This is a genomic window from Clostridia bacterium (assembly GCA_026414765.1).
In the GTDB taxonomy this organism is placed as follows: domain Bacteria; phylum Bacillota; class Clostridia; order Acetivibrionales; family DSM-27016; genus SKW86.
This window is the reverse complement of record JAOAIJ010000037.1, coordinates 24258-48251: the sequence shown is the minus strand read 5'-3', so window position 1 is coordinate 48251 and position 23994 is coordinate 24258. Positions and strand designations below refer to the sequence as shown.

Annotated in this window: 19 protein-coding genes and 1 other annotated feature; of the genes, 10 read left to right on the top strand and 9 right to left on the bottom strand. The window is 39.0% G+C overall.

All coding sequences use genetic code 11. The annotated features are described in order from the left end of the window. Positions 1–29: 29 nt before the first annotated feature. The 3 genes from N3I35_13730 to N3I35_13720 all read right to left on the bottom strand — a co-directional run bounded on the left by N3I35_13730 (position 30) and on the right by N3I35_13720 (position 3692). Positions 30–2681: a valine--tRNA ligase gene (locus N3I35_13730; protein ID MCX8131145.1), complete on the bottom strand. Its 2652-nt coding sequence runs from the start codon at positions 2679–2681 to the stop codon at positions 30–32. Between the two features lie 17 nt (positions 2682–2698). Beyond that, positions 2699–2941, bottom strand: coding sequence for a hypothetical protein (locus tag N3I35_13725; GenBank protein ID MCX8131144.1), 243 nt, complete (start codon positions 2939–2941; stop codon positions 2699–2701). A 75-nt stretch (positions 2942–3016) separates the two neighbouring features. Beyond that, positions 3017–3338: a binding site (T-box leader), on the bottom strand. Between the two features lie 72 nt (positions 3339–3410). Beyond that, on the bottom strand, positions 3411–3692 hold the full coding sequence (locus N3I35_13720) for a hypothetical protein (protein ID MCX8131143.1): 282 nt from the start codon (positions 3690–3692) through the stop codon (positions 3411–3413). Between the two features lie 292 nt (positions 3693–3984). Here N3I35_13720 and argJ point away from each other — a divergent pair, with 292 nt between their 5' ends. The 3 genes from argJ (at position 3985) to N3I35_13705 (ending at position 7004) form a co-directional block, all read left to right on the top strand. Further along, the gene (argJ, locus tag N3I35_13715; GenBank protein MCX8131142.1) at positions 3985–5187 is read left to right on the top strand and encodes a bifunctional glutamate N-acetyltransferase/amino-acid acetyltransferase ArgJ; all 1203 of its coding nucleotides are present in this window, start codon (positions 3985–3987) and stop codon (positions 5185–5187) included. A gap of 147 nt (positions 5188–5334) precedes the next feature. After that, entirely contained in the window at positions 5335–6417 is a 1083-nt protein-coding gene (locus N3I35_13710; GenBank protein MCX8131141.1) for an aldo/keto reductase, read from the top strand. 137 nt (positions 6418–6554) lie between these two features. Further along, positions 6555–7004 (top strand): chemotaxis protein CheW, encoded by a 450-nt coding sequence (locus N3I35_13705; protein MCX8131140.1) that lies wholly within the window; start codon positions 6555–6557, stop codon positions 7002–7004. A 34-nt stretch (positions 7005–7038) separates the two neighbouring features. Here the strand turns inward: N3I35_13705 and N3I35_13700 are convergent, their stop codons facing one another. From N3I35_13700 to N3I35_13685, 4 genes are all read right to left on the bottom strand, one after another. Then, complete coding sequence (locus N3I35_13700) at positions 7039–7431, bottom strand: hypothetical protein (protein ID MCX8131139.1); 393 nt, start codon at positions 7429–7431, stop codon at positions 7039–7041. Between the two features lie 94 nt (positions 7432–7525). After that, positions 7526–8059 (bottom strand): phosphatase PAP2 family protein, encoded by a 534-nt coding sequence (locus tag N3I35_13695; GenBank protein ID MCX8131138.1) that lies wholly within the window; start codon positions 8057–8059, stop codon positions 7526–7528. Positions 8060–8143: 84 nt separating this feature from the next. Beyond that, positions 8144–8668 (bottom strand): amidase domain-containing protein, encoded by a 525-nt coding sequence (locus tag N3I35_13690; protein MCX8131137.1) that lies wholly within the window; start codon positions 8666–8668, stop codon positions 8144–8146. Between the two features lie 89 nt (positions 8669–8757). Continuing rightward, the gene (locus N3I35_13685; GenBank protein MCX8131136.1) at positions 8758–10803 is read right to left on the bottom strand and encodes a methyl-accepting chemotaxis protein; all 2046 of its coding nucleotides are present in this window, start codon (positions 10801–10803) and stop codon (positions 8758–8760) included. A 292-nt stretch (positions 10804–11095) separates the two neighbouring features. Here N3I35_13685 and N3I35_13680 point away from each other — a divergent pair, with 292 nt between their 5' ends. The 7 genes from N3I35_13680 to N3I35_13650 all read left to right on the top strand — a co-directional run bounded on the left by N3I35_13680 (position 11096) and on the right by N3I35_13650 (position 18303). Then, complete coding sequence (locus N3I35_13680) at positions 11096–11998, top strand: phosphate ABC transporter substrate-binding protein (protein MCX8131135.1); 903 nt, start codon at positions 11096–11098, stop codon at positions 11996–11998. Between the two features lie 168 nt (positions 11999–12166). Next, positions 12167–13108 (top strand): phosphate ABC transporter permease subunit PstC, encoded by a 942-nt coding sequence (pstC, locus tag N3I35_13675; protein MCX8131134.1) that lies wholly within the window; start codon positions 12167–12169, stop codon positions 13106–13108. Between the two features lies 1 nt (position 13109). Then, positions 13110–13949: a phosphate ABC transporter permease PstA gene (gene pstA / locus N3I35_13670; GenBank protein MCX8131133.1), complete on the top strand. Its 840-nt coding sequence runs from the start codon at positions 13110–13112 to the stop codon at positions 13947–13949. 139 nt (positions 13950–14088) lie between these two features. Continuing rightward, positions 14089–14850, top strand: a complete 762-nt coding sequence (gene pstB / locus N3I35_13665) for a phosphate ABC transporter ATP-binding protein PstB (protein MCX8131132.1) — start codon at positions 14089–14091, stop codon at positions 14848–14850. A gap of 87 nt (positions 14851–14937) precedes the next feature. Then, on the top strand, positions 14938–15636 hold the full coding sequence (phoU, locus tag N3I35_13660; GenBank protein MCX8131131.1) for a phosphate signaling complex protein PhoU: 699 nt from the start codon (positions 14938–14940) through the stop codon (positions 15634–15636). A gap of 94 nt (positions 15637–15730) precedes the next feature. Continuing rightward, complete coding sequence (locus tag N3I35_13655; GenBank protein ID MCX8131130.1) at positions 15731–16444, top strand: response regulator transcription factor; 714 nt, start codon at positions 15731–15733, stop codon at positions 16442–16444. A gap of 62 nt (positions 16445–16506) precedes the next feature. Then, positions 16507–18303: an ATP-binding protein gene (locus N3I35_13650; protein ID MCX8131129.1), complete on the top strand. Its 1797-nt coding sequence runs from the start codon at positions 16507–16509 to the stop codon at positions 18301–18303. 73 nt (positions 18304–18376) lie between these two features. Here the strand turns inward: N3I35_13650 and N3I35_13645 are convergent, their stop codons facing one another. Then, positions 18377–20431: an alpha-amylase family glycosyl hydrolase gene (locus N3I35_13645; protein MCX8131128.1), complete on the bottom strand. Its 2055-nt coding sequence runs from the start codon at positions 20429–20431 to the stop codon at positions 18377–18379. A 558-nt stretch (positions 20432–20989) separates the two neighbouring features. Further along, positions 20990–23953, bottom strand: a complete 2964-nt coding sequence (locus N3I35_13640) for an alpha-amylase family glycosyl hydrolase (GenBank protein ID MCX8131127.1) — start codon at positions 23951–23953, stop codon at positions 20990–20992. Between the last annotated feature and the right edge of the window lie 41 nt (positions 23954–23994).

Below are 23994 nucleotides of genomic sequence, written 5' to 3'. Positions count from 1 at the left end.
TATTTTAAACAACTGTTATTTTATATACTTTACTTCTTTAATCCGTTCAATCTCTCTGAGACTTTATCATACATCTCCTGATACCTGATTTTCTTTTCCTTCTCTTCTTCGATAACCTTTGCAGGAGCTTTTGCTACAAATCCTTCATTATTCAGCTTGTTATTAACTCTTTCAAGCTCTTTTCCCAGATTCGTCTTTTCCTTCTCGAGTCTGTCTATTTCCTTTTCTACATCTATAAGATCCTCAAGAGGTATGAATATTTCTGCGCCTGCAATAACCGATGCCACCGCATCCTGCGGAATACCCTCCTTAGAGGATTGAACGGCAATTTCCGAAGCACTGGATAGTCTTTCAAAGAAGCTCTTTCCTTCAGTGAATGTCTGTTCTTCCTCTTTTCCCGCTGTTACAAATATCACCTTAGCACGCCTTGAAGGCGGAACATTCATTTCAGCCCTTATATTTCTTATATTTCGTATTGCCTGCATTATAAGCGTCATCTTCTTTTCCGCTTCAGGATAATCATAATCAGCTCTGTATTCCGGCCATCTTGATATCATTATGCTGGCATCATCATTAATAAGGTGGGTGTATATCTCCTCAGTGATGAACGGCATATAAGGGTGCAAAAGCTTCATAGCATTGCCGAGTACATAATTCAGGACATACTGGGCTTCAAGCCTGCTGTCGCTTTCCCTGTCATACAGCCTTGGTTTTACCAGTTCTATATACCAGTCGCAGAACTCTTCCCAGATGAACTCATATATCTTCTGAAGCGCTATACCGAGCTCAAATTTTTCCATATTCTCGGTTACTTCCTTAGCCAGGGTGTTTATCCTGCTCAGTATCCATTTGTCCGCAACGGTAAACTTACCGGCATCAACTTTTGTAAAATCAAGATTCTCATCAAAATTCATCAATACAAATCTGGAAGCATTCCATATCTTGTTTGCAAAGTTTCTGCTGGACTCTATCTTCTCAGTAGAGAACCTTATGTCATTTCCCGGTGAATTGCCCGCACTGAGTGCAAACCTTAGTGCATCGGTACCATACTGGTCTATTATCTCAAGTGGATCTATACCGTTTCCGAGTGACTTGCTCATCTTTCTGCCCTGGGCATCTCTTACAAGTCCGTGTATGAATACGTATTTAAACGGCTCTTTACCCATATGCTCCATTCCGGAAAATATCATTCTTGCCACCCAGAAGAAGATAATGTCATAGCCTGTAACAAGCACATTTGTCGGATAGAAGTACTTCAGATCTTCAGTCATATCAGGCCATCCGAGGGTTGAAAAGGGCCAGAGAGCAGAACTGAACCATGTATCCAGTGTATCGGGGTCTTGTTCAAATTTTGTACTCCCGCACTTTGAGCACTTATCCGGCATATCATGCCCAACTTCCATGTATCCGCAGTCCTGGCAGTAATACGCAGGAATCCTGTGTCCCCACCACAATTGCCTTGATATGCACCAATCCTGGATATTCTCCATCCAGTTGAAATATATTTTTGAAAATCTTTCTGGTACAAATTTTATAGTTCCGTTTTTAACTACTTCTATTGCAGGTTCGGCAAGAGGCTTCATCTTTACGTACCACTGCTTTGAAATAAGCGGCTCGACAACCGTCTTACACCTCTGGCATGTACCTACATTGTGCTTGTGAGGTTCAATCTTTACCAGGAGGTCAAGGTTTTTCAGGTCGTTTATAATCTGCTTCCTTGCTTCGTATCTGTCCATACCCTGATACTGCCTGGAATTTTCATTCATTTTTCCCTTATCATCCATTACCCTTACCTGGGGCAGGTTGTGTCTCAATCCGACTTCGAAGTCATTCGGGTCATGGGCAGGGGTGATTTTTACAACTCCCGTTCCGAATTCCTTTTCGACATATTCATCTGCAATTATAGGTATCTCCCTGTTCATCAGCGGAAGAATGACTGTTTTCCCTACCAGGTGTTTATACCTTTCATCTTCAGGATGCACTGCCAGGGCAGTATCCCCGAGCATCGTCTCTGGTCTTGTAGTAGCTACCACAAGGTACTCTGCGCTGCCTTTTACCGGGTATCTGATATGCCAGAAGCTGCCTTCCTTTTCTTCATACTCAACTTCTATATCAGAAATCGAAGTATTGCAGTTCGGGCACCAGTTGGTGATTCTTTCTCCCTTATAAATAAGGCCGTCGTTGTACAGCTTGATAAATACTTCAATAACGGCTTTGGACAAGCCTTCATCCATTGTGAATCTCTCACGTTCCCAGTCGCATGAGCTTCCCAGCTTCTTAAGCTGCTCCACTATCCTGCCTCCATAGTGCTTTTTCCATTCCCATGCCCTTTCCAGATACTTCTCTCTGCCTATCATTTCCTTGGTAAGACCTTCTTTTGCCATTGCATCTACTATTTTAGCCTCAGTTGCGATACTGGCATGGTCTGTTCCCGGAAGCCACAGAGTAGCATACCCCTGCATCCTCTTCCATCTTATCAGTATATCCTGCAGCGTGTTGTCCAAGGCATGACCCATATGAAGCTGCCCGGTAATATTCGGCGGTGGTATGACTATGGTAAAAGGCTCTTTACTTTCATCCGCTTCAGCGTGAAAATACCTCTTATCTGTCCATTCCTTATACAATCTGTCTTCTACCTGCTTAGGGTCATAAGTTTTTGCTATATTTCTCTGTTCGTCCATATTGACTCCTCCACTCCTTATTTAAATGCTATCAAAATCATGATAAAACCGGGCAAAGCAACCAACATTCCAAGCATCTTAATATTTACGGCAGCTTTGTTTGCCTTATATTGTTCCAGTTCTTTCTCGGTCATCTCATTTTCAAAATCAACTTTTGCATTCCTATCCAGATTGAATCTGGATACCACCTGCCTTGCCATCAGTACCAGCAAACACCCTGGTATAATAAACAACAGGCCGAAAATTTTCAACAACAGCATAATACTCTCCCTTCCCTGCAAATGCTAGCAAATCCTGTTTTTCGCTTAGATAAACAAAAAAGCCTTTTCGTCTCTATATTGGACGAAAGGCTTGTAATTCCGCGGTACCACCAAAATTCCCCTAGGGGCTTCTCATTACATTCAAAATACTTATATATCCTAAATGCTCCATATTAACGGTTGGTTTCCGCTATAGTCTAACAAGGCTGTAAAATACAGAAATCAGATTCAATTTCTCAATAAGTATACCTTATGTTCCGAGAAATTTATCTGCAAAGCTTCAACTATAGAGCTCATAAGCTACCTTCAACAGCTTGATTCCCAGAATAGCTTGCACCCGACGGCTATCCCTCTCTTAAGGCCAATTCTGTCTACTCCTCTTATTCATCGCTTTTATTTCAATAATTTAATTACTAAAAATAATATATTAATTGAGTATTCATGTCAAGGTATAGATACCATACTGATATTATCTTTCCCTGACTTTCCTCTTTTCATAAGGGTCTTCATAGGAGTCATCAATATTGCCTTGCGTATGGTTGATTCTGCTGTTTGTGCGATTTCCACTCACAAGCTTTTCTATTTCATACTGATTTCTTGCTTTTATTTCCTCGGCTTTTACCATTGCATCTGCTCTTATCTGTTCTGTCTTAAGCTTCAGGTTCGTAAATTTTACAACGGATACTATGCTGATTGGAATCAAAGCTAATATACTTATACAAATTATAGCAGTCAAATTTGGATCTAACATCCCGGTTTCCTCCATTAACTTAAGATATCAATAATTTTCTCAGAAATATTAATAAATTTCAACTGATTTTTAGATAATTTCAAATATTTATCCGAGCTTTCTTCCTTAAAACTTCATAATTTGTTGAATACTAAATATGTTTTCTGTATAATTTAATGGAAGGAAAAGTATAATGTGCAGAATTTTCATTAATTCTAGTATTCTTAGCGGACTATAAGTAATTCAGGAGTGTACCGTATGACTTCCGTCGGGTACCAGCCTGACAGATAATAACAAAATTGAGGTGGAATAAATGCAGATAATAGAAGGTGGAGTTACTTCTCCAAAAGGTTTTACAGCATCAGGTGTAGCGTGCGGACTTAAGAAGAATGGTAAGAAAGATCTTGCGGTTGTATGCTCTGAAGGTACGGCAGCAGCTTCTGGTGTTTTTACTACAAATGTGGTTAAAGGGCATTCGCTATTGGTTACAATGGAACATATAAAAAACGGATATGCCCAGGCAGTGGTTATAAACAGTGGTAATGCAAATGCATGTGTGGGCGAACGAGGCTATAAGGATGCAAAGGAAATGGCAGAGCTTGCCGCACAGTTGTTAAACTGTGAGCCTGATGATATCCTTGTCGGTTCTACAGGCGTAATAGGCTCGCCGCTAAACATGCCCGCAGTGCGTTCAGGCATACGCGGCGCCATTGCAGGATTGAGTCCAGATGGCGGACATGATGCAGAAGAGGCAATAATGACAACGGATATTGTACCTAAGGAAATAGCCGTGGAGCTTGAGATACAGGGCGAAAATATACGTATAGGCGGTATGGCTAAGGGCTCGGGTATGATTCATCCGAATATGGCAACTATGATCGGGATAATTACCACCGACATCAATATTTCCCGCGGATTGCTCGATAAAGCACTGAAGGAAACTGTAAAGCACACTTTTAACAGAGTATCTGTAGATGGTGATACCAGTGTCTGCGATATGGTTGTAATGCTGGCTAACGGGGAAGCAGACAACTCAGGCATTGTAAAAGAAGACGCTGAGTATGAAAAATTTCTTTCGGCACTGAATCTTGTATGTACTACACTGGCAAGAATGATTGCCAAAGATGGCGAAGGTGCTACAAAACTTGTTGAAATCACCATAAACGGAGCCGGCAATGAAGCCGACGCCTACAAAGCAGTATGTGCGATAGCCAAATCTCCCCTTGTAAAAACAGCAATATTCGGAGAGGATGCAAACTGGGGCAGGATTATTACGGCAGTAGGATACTCGGGTGCAGACTTTGATCCGAATTTGGTAGATATTTTCCTTGCAGACCTTATGGTATGCAGAAATGGAACAGCTCTCGAGTTCGATGAAGAAAAAGCTAAAAAAATACTAAAGGCAAATGAGATAAAAATAACAGTTAATCTGAAAAGAGGTAATTTTTCGGATAGAATGTGGACCTGTGATTTCTCATATGACTATGTGAAAATAAACGGAAGCTATAGATCCTGAATAACAATTGACAGGTTACATATTTCCCCAATTGAAGAAAATCCGCCTGTAAACCGGATATGATCCAGCTATTGGCTCAGAGTTTACTCTAACAAACTGGAATAACTAATACTATGCAGCATTTATCAAAGCTATGGGGGTGCAGTCATGCTATATAAGGAATATGGTAAAACAGGTAAAAAGATTTCTGCTATAGGTTTTGGCGGTATGAGATTTATAAAGGATGGGGATTCGTACGATTATGACAGGTGTGCAGAAGTAGTAAGAAAAGCAAACGAACTTGGAATAAACTATTTTGATACGGCTCCATATTATAATGATGACAATAGTGAGCTTATATTCGGGCAGGCTTTCGCAAATATGCCGGGACAGTACTACGTATCTACCAAGAGCGGTGAAAAAGACGGAGACAAGCTCCGTGCCCAGCTTGAAACCTCTCTCAAGAGACTAGGACTTTCCAGGATCAACTTCTTTCATATCTGGTGTATACTCACACTGGATGACTATAAAAGCAGGATGGCTAAAAACGGGGCTTATGAGGCAGCACTGAAGGCAAAAGAGGAAGGTCTTATTGAGCATATAGTGTTTTCTACCCACTGTAATGGAGATGAAATAGAACAGATTGTAAAAGATGGGGCTTTTGAGGGCGTTACACTCGGATATAACATTCTGAATTCACCTTACAGGCAGCAGGGTTTAAAAGCCGCTTACAAACACGGCTTGGGTGTGGCAACCATGAATCCCTTAAGTGGAGGCCTTATACCCCAAAAGTCAGAATATTTTGATTTTATAAGAGATGAGGATGATAAAACTGTAACAGAGGCAGCCCTGCGTTTTAACGCTTCCCATAAAGAGATAACTACTGTACTAGCAGGGATGGGGTCTATTCAGGAAGTTATTGAAAATACAAATATAGGAAATAGAATTCTGGAATTCTCAGAAAACAAACTGAAGGAAATACAGGAAAAACTATTCGCCTCTATGGACAAGCTTTGTACCGGATGTAGATACTGCGAACACTGCCCGCAGGAAATCGAGATTTCAAAATTCATGATTGCTTATAATCAGAAAATGCTTGGAGGAGTCGAGGACGGGCTTAACTGGATAAAATGGCATTGGAGTATGACTACCGACAGCAGCAAGTCATGTGTGGATTGCAAGATATGTGAGGGCAAATGTACTCAGCACCTCCCGATAGTTGAAAGACTTAAGGAGATTTCAGGATGGTAGACTGTTAAAATATTATAACATTATAATTTTATGTTAAATTACCTCTATAGGTTGCCGTTTTCGTTTAAAACTGCTATAATTATGTATAAATCGTTTTATTTTCATATGACACTACTCTAGTTAGGGGGTAACTATTTATGTCAAATCGTCAGTTACTGATTTTCAAATTAAACGGGGATAATTACGGTGTTGAAATAACCCATATTGATTCTATTGTTCCCACAAAGGAGATCGTAAAAGTGCCTAATACGCCTGAATATGTAGAAGGACTTATGAGTCTCCGTGGTAAGGTGTACACGGTATTTAACCTTAGAAAGAGATTTGAGCTTCCTAACAGAGATTTTGATGAAAACACAAAAATCGTAATAGTAAATTTCAATTCAGTAACAGTAGGCTTTATTGTTGATGAAGTCAATGAGATTACCCACATAGAGGAAGAAAACATCGAAAATACCCCACAGGCAATATCGGCTATGAACAGAAAATATATCAGCGGTGTCGCAAAAATGGGTGACAAACTTGTCATAATGCTTAATCTTGAAGAAGTACTTTCATTAAGCGGCGAAAGTGTTGCATCAAAAGCATAGAATAATGAAGAAAAAAGGCCATATCATTTCCTTACTAAGATGGAAACGATATGGCCTTTTTGGAATATCTCAATAAAGCTTTTATCCTTGCAAGAACCTCATTATAGCACAATGGCTCGGTTACATAATCATCACATCCCAATTCAAATGCTATCACTTTACTGAGTTCATCTTTTTTTGAAGAAATCACAACTATAAAAGTATCAGCAAGTTTGACATCCGATCTCACTTTTCTTATAAAGTTGTACTTACTGCTGTCCGTATTGTCCAGATTTACCATGATTAAATCAGGTAACTTATACTGGGCTTTGAAAAAACCTTCCATAATCCGGTGTGAACTATATACCTTATAACCTTCTTTTCTTAAAAAGCTCTTTAACAGATACAGACTTTCCGTATTTTCATTTATTAACAAAACAGAGCGCAATGTTTCTCCCTCCAGGGATTACAGATATAAACAATGGAATTATTTCTCATTCAGATTAACCCGGTATTAATACAAAGTAAATTTAAGGTAAATTTTAGGATAAAGGCATTATTTGTAATATGCATATAAAGGTAATATATGAAATCAAAAATCCTATAATCACATCTGTCGGGAAATGGCAGCCAAGGTATATCCGCGAGATTCCTACTAAGACAGCGGGAAAAATGAATATAAGCGAAAAAGCCGGAATTGTATAAGTAAGTACAAAAGCTAATGAAAATGCAGCACTTGTATGCCCTGAAGGGAAAGAGTATTTACACTCCGGCGGTTTGACAGCAATTACCCAATCAAATGTTTTATATGGTCTGGGCCTGTTTGCTATACGCTTAACAAGTTGTATTATTACCTGACTGACAATCAGGTTTAGTACAACGAGTGCACCAATACGTGAATAATATGCAAGATCATACAGCAAACAAACTGTTGCCAGGCTCACAACAAAGCCTGCAGATCCCAATTGTGTGACAGCTTTCATCAACACATTCAGTATACGACAATGCATTTTCCTGTTTAGCAGAAAGAAAACAATAACATCATTTTTCTTAATAATAGCAGTTATTGAGGACATTTTATCACCTCCACCAGTATCGCTCTGATTCTATAAAAGTATTATTAAAACAGTATGAGGTTATTGTTATCTTACTGTAAACTATCAACCAGAAGCTCTCACTCCTATGATATGAATAAACCTTATATGAACCCAATTATAGTTTGTTATTTCATAATTATCCCTGTCATACGTGTGTGCTGCTATCAATAAATTATCCAGAGCCGGGGGAGTTCCGGCTTTCACTATTATCGGCGTATGGTTGAACATACCGTCACTGTTAAAAGATAATTGAGCTATATCACCGGGTTCAACATCCTTTACGTCAACAACCTCACCGAAAGGTCCTGCGCCTCTGTTATTAATCAGAAAATTATGGAGAAAATTTACACCTGTCCATGAAGCCGTCCTTTTCCGTGAATTTATATAATACCACCCATGAACGGGAGTAAAGTTCATTACACCGCTCCCGGCAAAAATAACCTGAGAAGCGAAATTAGTGCAATCACCCCCAAGCTTTTCAAAGTCCAGATATGAGCTATTACGCGTATATGCCCATTTATGAGCATATTCTACAGCCTTTTCCCTGTTATATGAGGCAATATTTGAGGCTTTGTGATACCATGTCATATAATCACCGCTAATTCAGCTTCTGTTACATAATATGATTTACATACATACAGTGATTCCTTTTGCTGTATTTATCTATACAACTCAGCTTAAAGGCTAAAATGCTTTATCGATTTTTGAAGTCTGTCTACTAATTCATTCAGATTATCAGCATAACTGTGAACATCTTTCACTATTTTGATCTGATTTTCAGTAAATTGCTGTACACTCTCCGAGCTTGCTGCAATTTCCTCAGCAATTTCGTTTAAGTTTCTGACCAGTCCTACTATGCCGGTTTTCTGTATACTCATTTCGTCAAGATGCTTTGATATTTTTACAGTTTTTGCAATGACTTCTTTGATAGACTTGTAGATTGAACCAAACGCAGCCTGTGTATCCAGGACAGCCTCGTTCTGCTTGTCTGCCGCATTGTTTGCATCTTTCATAGTAGTTACAAGCTCTTCTGATTTCTTTTGTATACTGAATATGAGCTTGTTAATTTCTCCTGCCTCGCTTTTGGTTTGTTCTGATAGCAACTGTATCTCTCCTGCAACCACTGAAAAACCTTTTCCTGCATCACCGGCTCTCGCAGCTTCAATCGAAGCATTGAGTGCCAGGAGATTTGTCTGTTTTGCTATATTGGTTATGGTTTTTGCAATCTTGTTTATCTCCGTAATTTCTTCACTTAGGAGTTGTATTACATTATCTACCATCTGAGTATTCCTGATATTTTCATCAGATTTTATCCTTAGAATGTCTACAAGCTTCAACCCATTTTCTGCAGCATCATTAACCCTTTTTGAGCTTTCACCGGCTTCGTTTGACAGCCTTATGGAAATACCAATTTTCTCTGCAAGCTCTTCCACATTTTTTGCAGCTACTTCAGTACCCGCCGCCTGTTCCTGTATGCATCCAGTGATATCTATTACTGCATTCAGTGTATCCCCGGCATGCTCAAGAGAATTCTGTGACGCAGCTGTCATGTATGCTGTGGTTCCACCTATATAGCCTGAAGCATCAACAATGTCTTTTATGAGTCTCTTCAGGTTTTCTATCATACTTGCAAAACCTTGCTTCAATTCTTCCATTTCTCTTACTGTAGTTTTAAAATCAGCTGCCACTCTTAAATCTCCTGTCGAAATGCTTTTCATCATTGCAGTCAGTTTTGTAACAGGTCTGGAAATATAGCTCGAAAACACCAGTGATATTACTGTTGCCAGAACTATGAGCAACAGTATCACTATAATGATAAAGCTTTTAAAATCGTTTACGGATTTATAAAATTCGCTGTTTTGCACCTGCGTACATATCAGCCAGCCTGTCCTGCCTGATTTTTGAAAAAAAAGCATATTCTCCTTACCAGCAAAATTATAAGTTCTAAATGCACTTTCGGTTTCTTCCTTTAAAATATTTTTTAGATCCACTGATTTATTCTGACTGTTAATCAGTTTACTATCATTATGAAATAGTATCCTGTTATCCTTATTTATAACCAATACTGCTCCGGTAGCAGCGAAATTGAATTTATCATAACCTTCTGTCAGTTCTTTATGATCAAACATTATAGTAATTACCCCTATAAAACCCTTTGCACTGCTTATGGGTCTTGAGACGGGAATAAGAATCTTCCCCTTCTCTCCTTCAGTTATCGGATTACCTATCAAGAAAGTATTATGCCTTTTTAAATATTCAAATGCCTCAGGAGAATAGAAATCAGTTCCTATCTTACTTTCACTCTGCTTTGAGCCATACATTACAGCCTTACCGTTAATATCATAAACTAATACGGTGCTATAAAGCTTCTGAGAGTTTTTCACAACTCCGCTTAAGGCCATCTGTATGGAATAGTATCTTATGGTGTTATCAGTCTTAGAAAATAAATTAAAATCTGTAAGTGTGGAAATAAGGTCTGCATTATTGGCCATCCCCCTAAGAGAGTTGTCTGCAACCTCCATTTTGCTTTCTATACTCTCCAGGATCACCCTTGAGTAAGCTTTCAGCGTATTTCTTTTTTCCACGCCCATATTTTCCTTTGTGCTTAAGTATGTAAAAATACCGGCAGAGACCATAGGGACTATAGACATGATAATAAGTACTGTAACGAGCTGCGTTTTTAGCGAAGAAATGAAAATAGGTTTCTTTTTTAAATGTTTCATACTAATCACTCCATTTTTTTTACGTTATAGCTGTGTCTGATTCTTCCATATTATGTATTGTCAACATAATATCTACTATGATTATATTAACGTTACTGTTAAGACAATATTAAGTTAGGGTTAATTTACTGCACGTTCCTATTAACCTGATTCTGAAACTGGAAAGATTTTAAAATTTACTTTCCCTTAACAATTGCTTAATGACTAATTAATTTGAGAAAACTAATATAAATCTGCAAGGACAAAACGTTATTAAAAACTTTACTTAATGATTTGTAGGAGGAATTAATTCATGAGAAGGTCAACAATTACTAAATCACTCACTCTAATGTTAGTCATGGTTTTCGCATTTTCACTTGTTTTCACAGGATGTGGCCAAAAAGAAAACACAAATGATCCGGCAGCAACTAAACCGGCAGGAGATTCCGGCGGAAAGAAACTGGAAGGCAGCATTACAATAGTAGGTTCAACTTCGGTTCAACCCATAGCACAAGCCCTGGCGGACGCTTTCGGCGATATAGAGTCAGGTGTGACTATTGATGTACAAGGTGGCGGTTCAACTTCAGGCGTTAAGTCAGCAAACGACGGAACAAGCGATATAGGAACTTCTTCCCGTGACCTTAAAGAGGAAGAAAAAGGTTGGGGACTTACAGAGCATGTTATAGCACTTGATGGTATAGCTGTAGCTGTTAATCCTGCTAATGCAGTATCAGACCTGACAAAAGACCAGGTTGCAAAAATATTCAAAGGTGAGATTAAGAACTGGAAGGAAGTAGGCGGAGCTGACAAGGAAATCCTTGTTGTAAGCCGTGAAGCAGGATCTGGTACAAGAGGAGCCTTTGAAGAAATTCTGAAACTTGAAAAGAAAGAAGGCGACAAGACAATTTCCCTGGTAAAAGCAGATGCCCTGATTGCTGACGGTTCAGGTGCCGTACTTGCTAATATAGCAAGCAAGGATAACGCTATAGGATATATATCTCTGGGTTCAGTAGATAAAACAATAAAGACAGTCAAGATTGATGGTATTGAAGCTACCATAGAAAACATAAAAAGTAAAACCTATGCAATATCAAGACCTTTCCTTATGCTTACAAAGGGTGATATGAAGCCTGAAGTAAAAGCATTCATCGACTATATCCTGGGAGAAAAAGGTCAGGAAGTAGTTGCTGAACACAAGTATATAAAAGTTAAATAAGGAATATTTTTAAAAGCAATAAAAAATCCACATATTAGACTTTGCAGAATAATGCAAAGTCTAATGCTGCGTAAAAATCCTTACCTGTTTTTTTCATCTGATGTGTGATTTATCAATTGATCATCTCAAAATATCCATGCAGGACAAAATCTTCGGAGGTGCAAATGAATGGCATCATTTAATAATACCACTTCTTTCTCCAGCAGGTCTGAAGCTAAAGAAAAATCCGGACTTACAGGTAGAAAGAACAAAAGGTTCAAAAAAACACTAGAAAAAATCGTTGAGAATATTTTTTTATTGTGTGCTTGTGTTGCAATTCTATCAGTATTAATAATAGCAATTTATATTTTTGTAAAAGGGTCCCCTGCTATTTTCAAAATCGGCGTATGGAAATTCATTTCAGGCACCACATGGATGCCTTCTGCCGGTGAGTATGGTATATTTCCATTCATTGTAGCATCAATTTTAGCTACCCTGGGAGCAGTTATATTCGGAGTAATAATCGGTTTATTCACCGCAATCTTTCTTGCAGAAATAGCCCCCAAATGGATGGTCAGAGTATTCAGGCCTGCAATAGAGCTTCTTGCGGGAATCCCTTCAATAGTATATGGTTTTTTTGGCCTGATTGTTATTGTCCCTTTGATAAGACAATATATAGGTGGAGAAGGAAACAGCTTATTGGCAGGTATCATAATACTATCCATTATGATTCTTCCCACGATTGTCAGTATTTCAGAGACTTCCATGCGTGCAGTACCGAATTCGTATAAAGAAGGTTCTCTGGCTCTCGGAGCTACCCATATACAAACTATCTTCAGAGTCATTCTTCCTGCTGCAAAATCAGGAATCCTTACTGCCATAGTATTAGGTACCGGCAGAGCCATAGGAGAAACCATGGCAGTAATTCTTATTACCGGTAACACCCCCATGATTCCACATGCCGTGACAGACCGTGTGCGTACACTGACGTCAAATATAGCACTTGAAATGGGTTATGCACAGGGGCTTCATCAAGAAGCACTTTTTGCTACAGGTGTTATACTGTTTGTTTTTATTATGATATTGAATATAATTCTAAATCTTATAATTTACAAGAAGGCCGGTGAATAAGATGAAAAAAACAAAAATTCTGGATAATACTCTAAAGGTTCTTATATGGATGTTTTCTTTCTTTACTATAGGTATTCTGGCTTGGATTCTTATTTATATCATTTCAAAAGGGATAACACAAATAAACTGGGATTTCATTAGCACGGTCTACAAGCCTGGAAAAGACTTGCATGGAGTATTTCCCATGATTATCAGCACCCTTTACCTTGTATCTCTCACTATTGTGATTTCAACACCTATCGGCATATGCGCAGCCATTTATCTGGTTGAATACTCAAAGCCCGGTAAGGTTTTGAATATCATACGTTTTGCCACTGAAACACTTGCCGGTATACCATCAATCATTTATGGACTCTTCGGTTACATATTCTTTGTAGTAATACTGCATTTCAGGTTTTCACTTTTATCAGGAGCCCTCACTCTAAGTATTATGGTTCTCCCCACTATCATAAGAACTACAGAGGAGGCTCTGAAAGCTGTTCCGGTATCTTACAAGGAAGGTAGTCTTGCTCTTGGAGCAACGAAGCTGACTACCATTGTAAAGGTTATTTTACCCTGTGCCATATCCGGAATATTGACGGCTGTCATCCTTAGTATAGGTCGTATAGTAGGTGAAACTGCTGCAGTATATTTGACTTTCGGCTATGCACCGAATATCCCGTCAAACTTGATGAAATCAGGAAGGACTCTTTCTGTCCATCTGTACCAGCTTGCTAAGGAAGGATTATCCTTTGAGCAGGCTTTCGCAACCGCTGCAGTATTGGTAGTCGTCGTTGCATTTATTAATTTTCTGGCAGGCAGAATAGCACATAATATAAGGAAAGCTACAATGGGCAGTTAACCCAAAGTTAACAGATATTTAACCGGGCATTAATTTACAATTGCTAAACTTGTCTTAATCCACGCAATAATAGGATTACTGCTGTCAATAATAATAAGGTAGCAGCTCCTGCTAATCTTAACAAAGAAGGGTTGATTTTGTGAAAAATAATGAATTCAAGCTATACACCAATGGCCTTAACCTCTTTTATGGAGAATCCCAGGCTTTAAAGAATATAAGTATCAATATTGAGGAAAAAAAGGTAACAGCGCTCATAGGTCCATCAGGATGCGGTAAGTCTACATTTTTAAAAACCCTGAACAGAATGAATGATCTGATAGCTAACGTAAAAATAACAGGAGATGTATTCTTTGACGGTTTGAATGTATATCAGGAATATGATATAGTTGAACTGAGGAAAAAGGTGGGTATGGTTTTTCAGAAGCCAAACCCCTTCCCCATGTCTGTTTATGATAATGTTGCATATGGACCCAGGATACATGGAATAAAATCCAAGGCAAAGCTTGATGAAATCGTAGAGAAAAGCTTAGTTAACGCTGCACTATGGGATGAAGTCAAGGACAGATTAAGACAAAACGCACTTGGATTGTCAGGAGGACAGCAGCAGAGATTGTGCATAGCCAGAGTTCTAGCTGTCGAGCCTGAAGTAGTCCTTATGGATGAACCCACATCTGCACTGGACCCGATATCTACCCTCAAAATTGAGGATTTAATAGATGAATTAAAGGAAAACTATACTATAGTCATAGTTACGCATAATATGCAGCAGGCAGGGCGAATATCCGATAAAACTGCTTTTTTCCTTCATGGAGAGATTATTGAATATGATCATACCGAAAAAATATTCAGTATACCCGCGGATAAACGAACGGAAGACTATATAACAGGTCGTTTCGGATAGTTAGTAATGAATTATTCCAAACGAATATTTTAAACAGATTGCAGTCACTATTGGCAACAGAAATTATATAAAATGGAGTGGATTATTATGGTTACAAGACACTTTTTTGATAGAGAGCTTGAAGAGCTTCATCTGCAGATTATAAAAATGGGGAGCCTTGTTGAAGAATCCATAGAAAAAACTATACATGCATTAAAGAAGCAGGATTTAGAACTGGCAAAAAAGATATTTGAAGATGATGATATAATAGATGATATGGAACAAAAAATAGAAAGAATCTGCCTGAATCTTATAGCACGACAACAGCCTCTTGCAAAGGATTTAAGGACTATAAGCACGGCTCTGAAGATAATTACGGATATGGAAAGGATCGCAGACCATTCTGCTGATATAGCCGAAATTACAATCAGAATGGCAAATGTTAAATATATAAAACCTCTTATTGATATACCCAGAATGGCTGAACTGGCAAAAAAAATGGTCAACAGATCAATTGATGCATATATCAGGCAGGATATAGAACTTGCACAGGCAGTATGCAACAGCGATGATGACGTTGATAATCTTTTTTCCAAGATAACACTTGAGTTGATAAATCTTATGAAAAATGATCCTGATACTATAGAACAGGCAATCGACTTCATGCTTATAGCAAAATACCTGGAAAGAATGGCTGATCACGCTACAAATATCGGTGAGTGGGTTGTGTTTAACGTTACAGGAGAACATGATCATTTGACTCACCAGAACAGTTCCGTTAAAGATATAAAAAAAGATTTGACATGAAGTTAAGTTTCGACAGAATTTTAAGGTAAGGTACTGGATTATATACAGAGAAATATACAGTACTTCTGACCTTTCCGGCTAAAAGGAGGACATTATGTCAAAAGAATTAATATTTGCTGTTGAGGATGAAAGCCACATACAGCAATTAATCAAATATAACCTTGAAACCAACGGGTATAAGGTACTGACATTCGACAGCGGTGAAAGTCTCCTTAATGAGTGTAAATCTGCCGTTCCCGATTTATTCATATTGGATATCATGCTTCCCGGGATAGACGGCCTTGAGGTATGTAGACAGCTTAGACAGAATATACGTACAAAAAACATCCCTATAATAATGTTAACCGCAAAAAGTGAAGAGTTTGACAAGGTATTGGGATTGGAACTCGGAGCAGATGATTACATAACCAAGCCGTTCAGTGTAAGAGAACTTGTTGCCCGTGTCAAGGCCCTGTTCAGACGTGTCAATAATCCTTCTCCTGAAGAAACAGAGCTTATAAAGCATGGCGATATCAGCATAGACTGTGTACGGAGAGAAGTCTATAAAGCAGGTAACCTTCTGGAACTGCCTCTAAAGGAGTTTGAACTGTTGAAAATGCTTGTCATAAATAAAGGTAAGGTTCTATCAAGGGATTTGCTTCTTGAAAAAGTCTGGGGTTTTGATTACTATGGGGAAACCAGAACTGTAGATGTCCATATAAGGTATTTGCGGCAAAAGATTGAGGATGACGACAATAATCCCGTATACATTGAAACAGTAAGGGGTATAGGATACAGATTCAATGACAAGGGGTCAAAACACAAGTAATTGACTCATCTGATGCGGCGTGTTGGCTTGCATACTATGACAAAAGGTGGTCAGAAACAATCATGAAAAGAAAGATTTTCCTGTACTATATTATTCTTATAATAATAGGTATATCAGTTACAGGCTTTTTTATCTCGGAACTGACACAAAAATTCTACAAGCAGGAAGTAGAAAACAAACTGATAGATACCGCATCGCTGATCAAAGACAGGGTCTCGGAATATATATCGGAAAAAGATGATCTGGACTATAACCGTATTGCAAACAAGTATGCAGGTCTGCTTATCAACCCGGATGCAGCTTATTCTTCAGAAGCAATTCATTCAAGAATTACATTCATTGATTTCAAGGGCAATGTATTAGGTGAATCCGAAGACGATTACCATACGATGGAAAACCACCTTAACCGTCTGGAAATCCAACAAGCTGTCAAGGGAAAAACTGGTAAGGATATACGTCACAGCAAAACGCTGGACGTTGATTACCTTTATATAGCCATGCCTATCAAAGAATACCAGATCATAGTCAGGGTGTCCGTACCTCTGATGATGTTGAAAAACATAGATAAAATAATCTGGTATTATACTATTATTGGTATTCTCGCAGCTTTATTGCTTACAACATTACTTGCTCTAAAATTCTCATCATCTGCAATCAAGCCTATTAATGAATTGATAGCCATATCCAATGAGATATCGAAGGGAAACTATACAAAGCGTGTAAATATTGCGACAAAAGATGAGTTCGGACTTCTTTCCAAGACTTTTAACGATATGGCCGCTAAACTGGAAGAAACCGTCGATAATCTTATTGATAAAAATGTAAAATTCGATTCAATAATGAATAGTATGATAAACGGGATAGTAGCTGTAGATACCAAATATAGAATTATCCTCATAAATGATATGGCCCGGGAAATGTTCAATGTAAAAAATGAAGCAGAAGTATTAGGCCATAATATTCTGGAGCTGGTGCGCAACAATCAGATAAATGCGTATGTCAAAAAAGCCGTAGAACAGAATACATCCCTTATTAATGAAGTAATAATCGGACCACCTGAAGATAAGGTCTTAAGAGTATATACAAATCCGATAAAACCAAAGGATTCAGAATACTCCGGACTACATGAAATATCAGGAGGTATTATCTTCATACAGGACATAACAAATATCAAAAAACTGGAGCAGATCAGAACTGAATTTGTTTCAAATGTAACACATGAACTGAAGACACCATTGACATCAATACGCGGTTTTGTCGAGACACTCAGAAGCGGCGCTATAAACAATGCTGACGTATCGGAGAAATTCCTGGAAATTATTGATATAGAAGCTGAAAGACTGTATATGCTCATAAATGATATCTTGCAGCTTTCTGAAATAGAAAACCGCCAAAAGGACTCAAACATAGAAAAGCACAATTTAAAATCCATTGTAGAAGAAGTACTTTCAATACTCCAGGGAGTTGCAGAAAAGAAAGGCATAACTGTCACAGACGAAATCGACAGCAACATTACAATAATTGCCAATAAGGACCGTATCAAGCAAATGCTCATAAACCTTATCGATAACGCAATAAAGTATAATAGTGAAAACGGTGCTGTCAACGTAAAAAGCTACAGATCCGAAGGAAAAGTAGTAATTATAGTAAGCGATACGGGTATAGGCATCGCGCAGGAGCATATACCCAGAATTTTTGAAAGATTTTACCGGGTTGATAAGGGAAGATCCAGAAACATGGGTGGAACAGGTCTTGGCCTATCAATAGTAAAGCATATTGTGAATCTTTATAACGGTGATATTAGAGTTAACAGCAATCCGGGCAAAGGAACAGAGTTTATAATTCAATTGCCTGCATAAATGCCGTGGGGCAGTCCTTTATTTTAAGTACTGCCCCACGGCATCTTAATAAAATTTTCTTACAGCTTATAAACTACTGAACCAGCAGGAACATTCCATTCAGTTTATCTACCGAAACAGTGTAATTACCGTCAGAAGCATTGATGATATCACCTGTAATTGCATTTTTAAGCGATGTGCCTCCTACCTGCTCTTGCGGAATAGATATAGTAGAAGTAGATGATCCTGTGTTCAAGACATACACTACCTTGTCATTATCGGCTGATTTGAAATCCACATATATTGTATTGTCAGCCCTTAAATTTTTCCTTTTGCCGTCATATAAAGCAGGGTGCTCTTTTCTCAGTTTCATTAAAGAGGTCACATAGTTCTTAAGATCGGTCTGATTTGAGTCAAATCCAGATATCTGGCCTGCCGATCTGGATGCATGATCATCGTAATAGCCAGAATCACGCTCAAATACAAAATTCGGTACTTCATCACCTATTTCATCTCCGTAATAGATTGTAATGGGGCCTGTGTAAGCTGCCATAAAGCTAAAGGCAGCCTTGTGCCTGTTCCAGTAGTCGGGGTTTTCCTTGCCGCCGTAGCCAGCCCTCTGGATCAAATCTCCAAACCTGACCAAATCGTGGTTGGTAAGCATCAGATTAGGGTGTGCATGAGAAGAATACACCTTATGAGTGTTATACCCTTCATTCAGGAATGAAGCTGGCTGTCCTTTTGCTTTGTCTTCATTTACTTTTTCCTTTGTGGCCAGGGTCGATACTAGTCTGTACCTCAAAGGAAAGTCAAAGCAGGAGTGCAGACCGGGATCAGTATTCTTGCCGTAGCCTTGGCTCTGAATTTCTTTTTCACTCCTCCAAATCTCTCCTACCATGTAGCCTAAGGTACCCCACTGCTTTCCTTCATTTTTCCTTTCCTGGCATTTGGCTTCTACTGCTTCACGGATCTCCTTCCAATATTCGATAGGAACCTGATAAGCCTGGTCAAGTCTCCAGCCGTCTATTTCCAGCTTATCAATCCACCAGGTAGCAACCTCCTTATAAAAGTCAAGGCTTCCGGGATAAGATACCGGATCATTTCCTCCTGTAGGGTAATACCCGCTTGGAGAAGCCGGTATTGGCACATTTTTATGATGTCCGAATACTCCGTCGAGAAAAACATACATTCCAAGCCTGTGTGCTTCTCTTACAAGCTCTTTAGCATCCCTCATGCTTCCGAATTTCGGATCAATCTCAAAGTAGTTCTGAGTGAAATAGCCCGTTGCGTCAAGTGCAGAGTTGCCGTTTGAGTTAAATATCGGTGTCATCCATATAGCATTGACACCCAAGCTCTTTATATACGGAAGGGCATTTTTTACACCTTTCAGGTCACCTCTGTGAGCACTTGGTCCATAACCTGTATTGTAATTTTTTGCATGGTCCCCATCCTGGAATGCTTCAACCATTATCTGATAAGTTATTAGATTGTCCGGATCATTAAAGCTTGGAGGTGGTGGAAGATTATTGTCAGGATTTGAATCATACCAGAGATTATCGGTATAGTACCAACTCTCAGTAGTATTGCTGAATAAATCCGGAGTTTGGTGTCCGTTCCCATCATTGAAAATTATATTGGCACTTATTACAGCCGGAATAGTAAATTTATACCAGTCCTCACCTTCGGATTCCATTGCCTCACCCGGCCATGCAATTTGCTCACCGCTCGGTAACATATTCCAGTAGTATATTTTGATGTCCGTTCCCCAGGTGGATGGTCTCTTAAAATGTACAGTTATGCCTGCCGGAACCGGAGTTCCGACAAGTACACTCCAGTCGCGTCCTCCATTATTATCCCAGAAATCTGTTGGTGCTGTAATGTGGAAACAATAATTTAGAGTAGTACCGTTAGGCACACTGACCTTTAGTTCGAATTCACCCCCGCCCTTGCTTGTCATCTGAACATCCTGTACACTGTTCCAGCCATTTATACCCCAGTGAGCAACAACTGTAGTTGCACTGGTATTGGTATAGGTTATTGTATATTCTACATCAGCAGCCAATACTAACGATGTTGACCCAAACAGACTAAAGCAGAATACCAACATCAGCAAAAATGCAAAAGTACTTTTAACTAACTTATTTCTCATATGGCATACCTCCAAATAATTCACTTTGACTTAATAATTTTTACAGCTTGTTCTACAAATTAAGAATAATCCATTTACGTTACCACCTTTCTGCCTTTGGTTTATTTAGAACATTTGCCAAGATGCCTTTTTATAGGGTCTTTAACAATAACCAAAACGGTCCCGGGTTTTATGGATGATAAGATATTTATTGTCATAAGACAATTCAAATGATATTCAAAACAAGAATAACAAAATCGATAGCAGGGAATAAAAACGAAAACTTAAATTAATATTACTATGCATTAAGTTTTCGAAGATCTGATCCTGAAATATGCTTCTGCTTTTTTTCAGCAAATTCCGTACAAATATAGTAAAAACGGTATATTTTATATCTTATAACATATTTACCATAATTTTACTCAATTACATTTTACATATGGTATACACCGTAGTCAATACAATAAAAAAATTTTATGCACTGAAGAGTATAAGTTAAAAGGGGTCAGTTCTTTTGTAAGAACTGACCCCTTTTATAGCCTAGGGAAATAAGATGGTTAATTATTTACACAATTTGTATTACTTCAAATATGTTCCTGTATCACCGATTTTTCCTGTACCGTTCAGGACATAAACTCTGGCATTTCCTTTTCCGGAGCAAGATGCTGTCAATGTACCATTGGTCACCGTCTTGGTGTCACCGGTTATGGCATCTTTATATGTACCATTCGGAATACTGTTAAAGGTTGCATCTCCTGAGACTGTAACAAGCACAAAGCTGTCAATACCTTTTGTTGTATCGGTATATCTTCTCTTGAATGCCATACTTCCTGAAATATTTTCAGTTGAATATTGACCTTTTTGCAATGCAGGTACGCTTCTCCTGATAAGGTTTAACCTGCGGATGTGCTGAGCTAAAGGATGATTCAGCGTATTTGCCATTTCGCCTGTAGCGTTTGTATATTTCCCATAATCCTGTACCTGAACACTTCCTTCTATTTTACTTCCGAAATACGCTCTTCCTGTTGTACTCAAAGGTGCGTTTGGTCCAACATCTATAGGCGCACCCTTCATAAACTCGATTTCAGATCCGTAGTAAATGCATGGAATCCCACGGAATGTAAACATAAGTGACAGGTTTTCAGCCCAGGTATCCTGTGTTCCTGCAAATCTCTGGTTTTCAGGAGCTCCATCAGGAGCATAGTCATGCGAATCCACATAGGTGACATTCCAGGTTGCATCGTTGTAATATTTATCGCCATATTTCATGTTAAAGGCTTCCTGAGCGGTTTTGAATGCCCAATGCATCGGAAAGTCTATTACGCCCATAGAGAACTTGGAGTAGTCAACTGTGTGATAGTTGTTGCCTGAGAGGAAAGCATTGCTTGATTCGGGTTGTCCTGCAGTTGATACATTATCAGCCCAGTTTTGCTCTACCGAAAGCTTGTTTGCATCGTAACTGTACACACTGTCACCCGGATATGTTTTTGATTCCTTCCATGTATAGAATGGCGCTGAGATGGCAGGAATTCCGCTGTTCCACACATCTCTATATCTTGTACAGACCTCCCCGAAGATAAAGAAGTTTGACCCGCCCCTTTGCTTGAAGGCCGGTACAAAAAACCTGTTCATATCATAACGGCTAATATGTTTTAAAGTATCTACACGGAAAGAATCTACTCCCATGTCAATATACTGGTTATAGGCATCGATTAGGTACTGAATAGTATTAGGTTCTTCCGTATTCAAATCAACACAATCCCCCGCTATCTGACCTGTCTGGACTGTATATGACTCCCATGAAAGGCTTTTTTCAGTATGATATATGTTGTTGTTTGCAGGCAGATTTTTCATTATGTTTATCCTTGCATCATATTGCTGGCTGGGAGTCAAAGAATCATAGTTTGCAGGAAGTTTATCAGTTATTTTTATCATATTCGCAGAAACATCAGGCTTGGTAGGATCTTTCTTAAACATTGGGAAAAGATTTTCCTCACCGAAATTTCCCGTATGATTTAATACGATATCCTGAATTACTTTCATACCCTTTGCATGGGCTGCATTTATCAGATCCTGGTATTTTGCATCAGCCGATTCATACCTCGGGTCTACCTTTTTGAAGTTGATAGCATGATACCCATGGTAATCATAGCCGCTAGCATTTTGAACGATAGGGGTTATCCATATTGCACTGAATCCAAGTGCTTTTATATAGTCCAACTTTTGAATCAACCCTTTGAAGTCCCCTCTCCAGGCAGGGTCAGAATCCGGGTTTCCAGCTTTTGTATCATCCCAGCAGTGTGTATTGTTACTGGTGTCACCGTCATAAAAACGTGAGGTCATTACAAAGTATATAGTATCTTCCCTAAAATCACCTTTTGTAACAGGTCCTATATTATAATAGAAACTCTGAGGAGTCTGATTACCCGCTCCATCTATTACCAGGAACTTCAGTGTGGTAGACTGTGATATAGTTATTGCAGGACCTGTCAATCCGGACGAAGCATTGCCTGAAACATAAACAGGTGAAGCTACTGTAGGATCTGAACCGTCTTTGGTATAATAAGCCGTAGTTGTTGCAGGCTTGTTATCACTTATTGTAAAAGTGACACTGACTGCCGTATCCGATTGTCCTACCGGCAGACTTGAAACTATGGCAGGCGGCTCAGTATCGATATTGGGATCGATTGTATATGAGAAGATATGGACACTTCCTGATTGTCCCGAAGTATTTACGCCAATTGCTTTAATAACCGTAGAAGTGGAAACAGTAATAGGAGCTGTGTATAAGGTAGAAGAAGTCGTAGGGGTTGTATTATCGGTTGTATAGTAAATTTTATCAGTTGTGTTCGAGCTGCTCAGTCTGACAGTTTGAGCCGCTGCATATGCCTTTGGTTCAGGTGTAGCACTAATCACCGGAATGGTGGCTTCAGGATTTGAGTTATACCAGGCATTATCGGTATAATACCAACCCTCGGCAGTGCTTCTGGACAAGTTTGCAGTCTGCTTCCCATTATTGTCGTTAAAAATCACACTGGCACTTGTTGCATTTGGAATGGTATATTTATACCAGCCATTTCCTTCAGATGACATATCCAAACCGGGCCAGGTAGTCTGTGTAGCTGTTGGTACCAGGTTCCAGTAGTGGATTTTTATACGTGACGACCATGTGGAAGGTTTCTTGAAATGTACTGTAAGCCCTGTGCTGCTAACAACCAGGCTCCAGTTGCTGCCGCCGTTATTATCCCAATAATCTGTTGGAGCTGTGACATGATAGCAATAGTTAAGCGTAGCTCCGTCCGGCACGCTTACTGTAGCTTCAAACACACCCCCGCCTTTGTTGGTCATCAGTGTATCCTGTACTCCGTTCCAGCCGTTATAGCCCCAGTGGGCATATACTGTTGTGGCAGTTGAGTTTGTATATACCAAAGTATAGCTTACATCGGCAGCAAAAACTACGGATGTCGAACCGATGAGACTGAAGCAGAATACCAGAGCTACTAATATAGACAAAGCTCTTTTGGAAAAATTATTTTTAGACATATCTTAATCCTTTCTGATAATATTGTATTTTTCATATAAAT

Excerpts from the sequence above, each read along its gene's own strand:
- pstC (MCX8131134.1), top strand. The coding sequence starts at position 12,167 with ATGGCATCATTTAATAATACCACTTCTTTCTCCAGCAGGTCTGAAGCT.
- N3I35_13690 (MCX8131137.1), bottom strand. The coding sequence starts at position 8,668 with ATGACATGGTATCACAAAGCCTCAAATATTGCCTCATATAACAGGGAA.
- N3I35_13705 (MCX8131140.1), top strand. The coding sequence starts at position 6,555 with ATGTCAAATCGTCAGTTACTGATTTTCAAATTAAACGGGGATAATTAC.
- N3I35_13680 (MCX8131135.1), top strand. The coding sequence starts at position 11,096 with ATGAGAAGGTCAACAATTACTAAATCACTCACTCTAATGTTAGTCATG.
- N3I35_13650 (MCX8131129.1), top strand. The coding sequence starts at position 16,507 with ATGAAAAGAAAGATTTTCCTGTACTATATTATTCTTATAATAATAGGT.
- N3I35_13725 (MCX8131144.1), bottom strand. The coding sequence starts at position 2,941 with ATGCTGTTGTTGAAAATTTTCGGCCTGTTGTTTATTATACCAGGGTGT.
- pstA (MCX8131133.1), top strand. The coding sequence starts at position 13,110 with ATGAAAAAAACAAAAATTCTGGATAATACTCTAAAGGTTCTTATATGG.
- phoU (MCX8131131.1), top strand. The coding sequence starts at position 14,938 with ATGGTTACAAGACACTTTTTTGATAGAGAGCTTGAAGAGCTTCATCTG.
- N3I35_13720 (MCX8131143.1), bottom strand. The coding sequence starts at position 3,692 with ATGTTAGATCCAAATTTGACTGCTATAATTTGTATAAGTATATTAGCT.
- N3I35_13710 (MCX8131141.1), top strand. The coding sequence starts at position 5,335 with ATGCTATATAAGGAATATGGTAAAACAGGTAAAAAGATTTCTGCTATA.
- N3I35_13655 (MCX8131130.1), top strand. The coding sequence starts at position 15,731 with ATGTCAAAAGAATTAATATTTGCTGTTGAGGATGAAAGCCACATACAG.
- N3I35_13645 (MCX8131128.1), bottom strand. The coding sequence starts at position 20,431 with ATGAGAAATAAGTTAGTTAAAAGTACTTTTGCATTTTTGCTGATGTTG.
- N3I35_13685 (MCX8131136.1), bottom strand. The coding sequence starts at position 10,803 with ATGAAACATTTAAAAAAGAAACCTATTTTCATTTCTTCGCTAAAAACG.
- N3I35_13730 (MCX8131145.1), bottom strand. The coding sequence starts at position 2,681 with ATGGACGAACAGAGAAATATAGCAAAAACTTATGACCCTAAGCAGGTA.
- N3I35_13695 (MCX8131138.1), bottom strand. The coding sequence starts at position 8,059 with ATGTCCTCAATAACTGCTATTATTAAGAAAAATGATGTTATTGTTTTC.
- argJ (MCX8131142.1), top strand. The coding sequence starts at position 3,985 with ATGCAGATAATAGAAGGTGGAGTTACTTCTCCAAAAGGTTTTACAGCA.
- N3I35_13640 (MCX8131127.1), bottom strand. The coding sequence starts at position 23,953 with ATGTCTAAAAATAATTTTTCCAAAAGAGCTTTGTCTATATTAGTAGCT.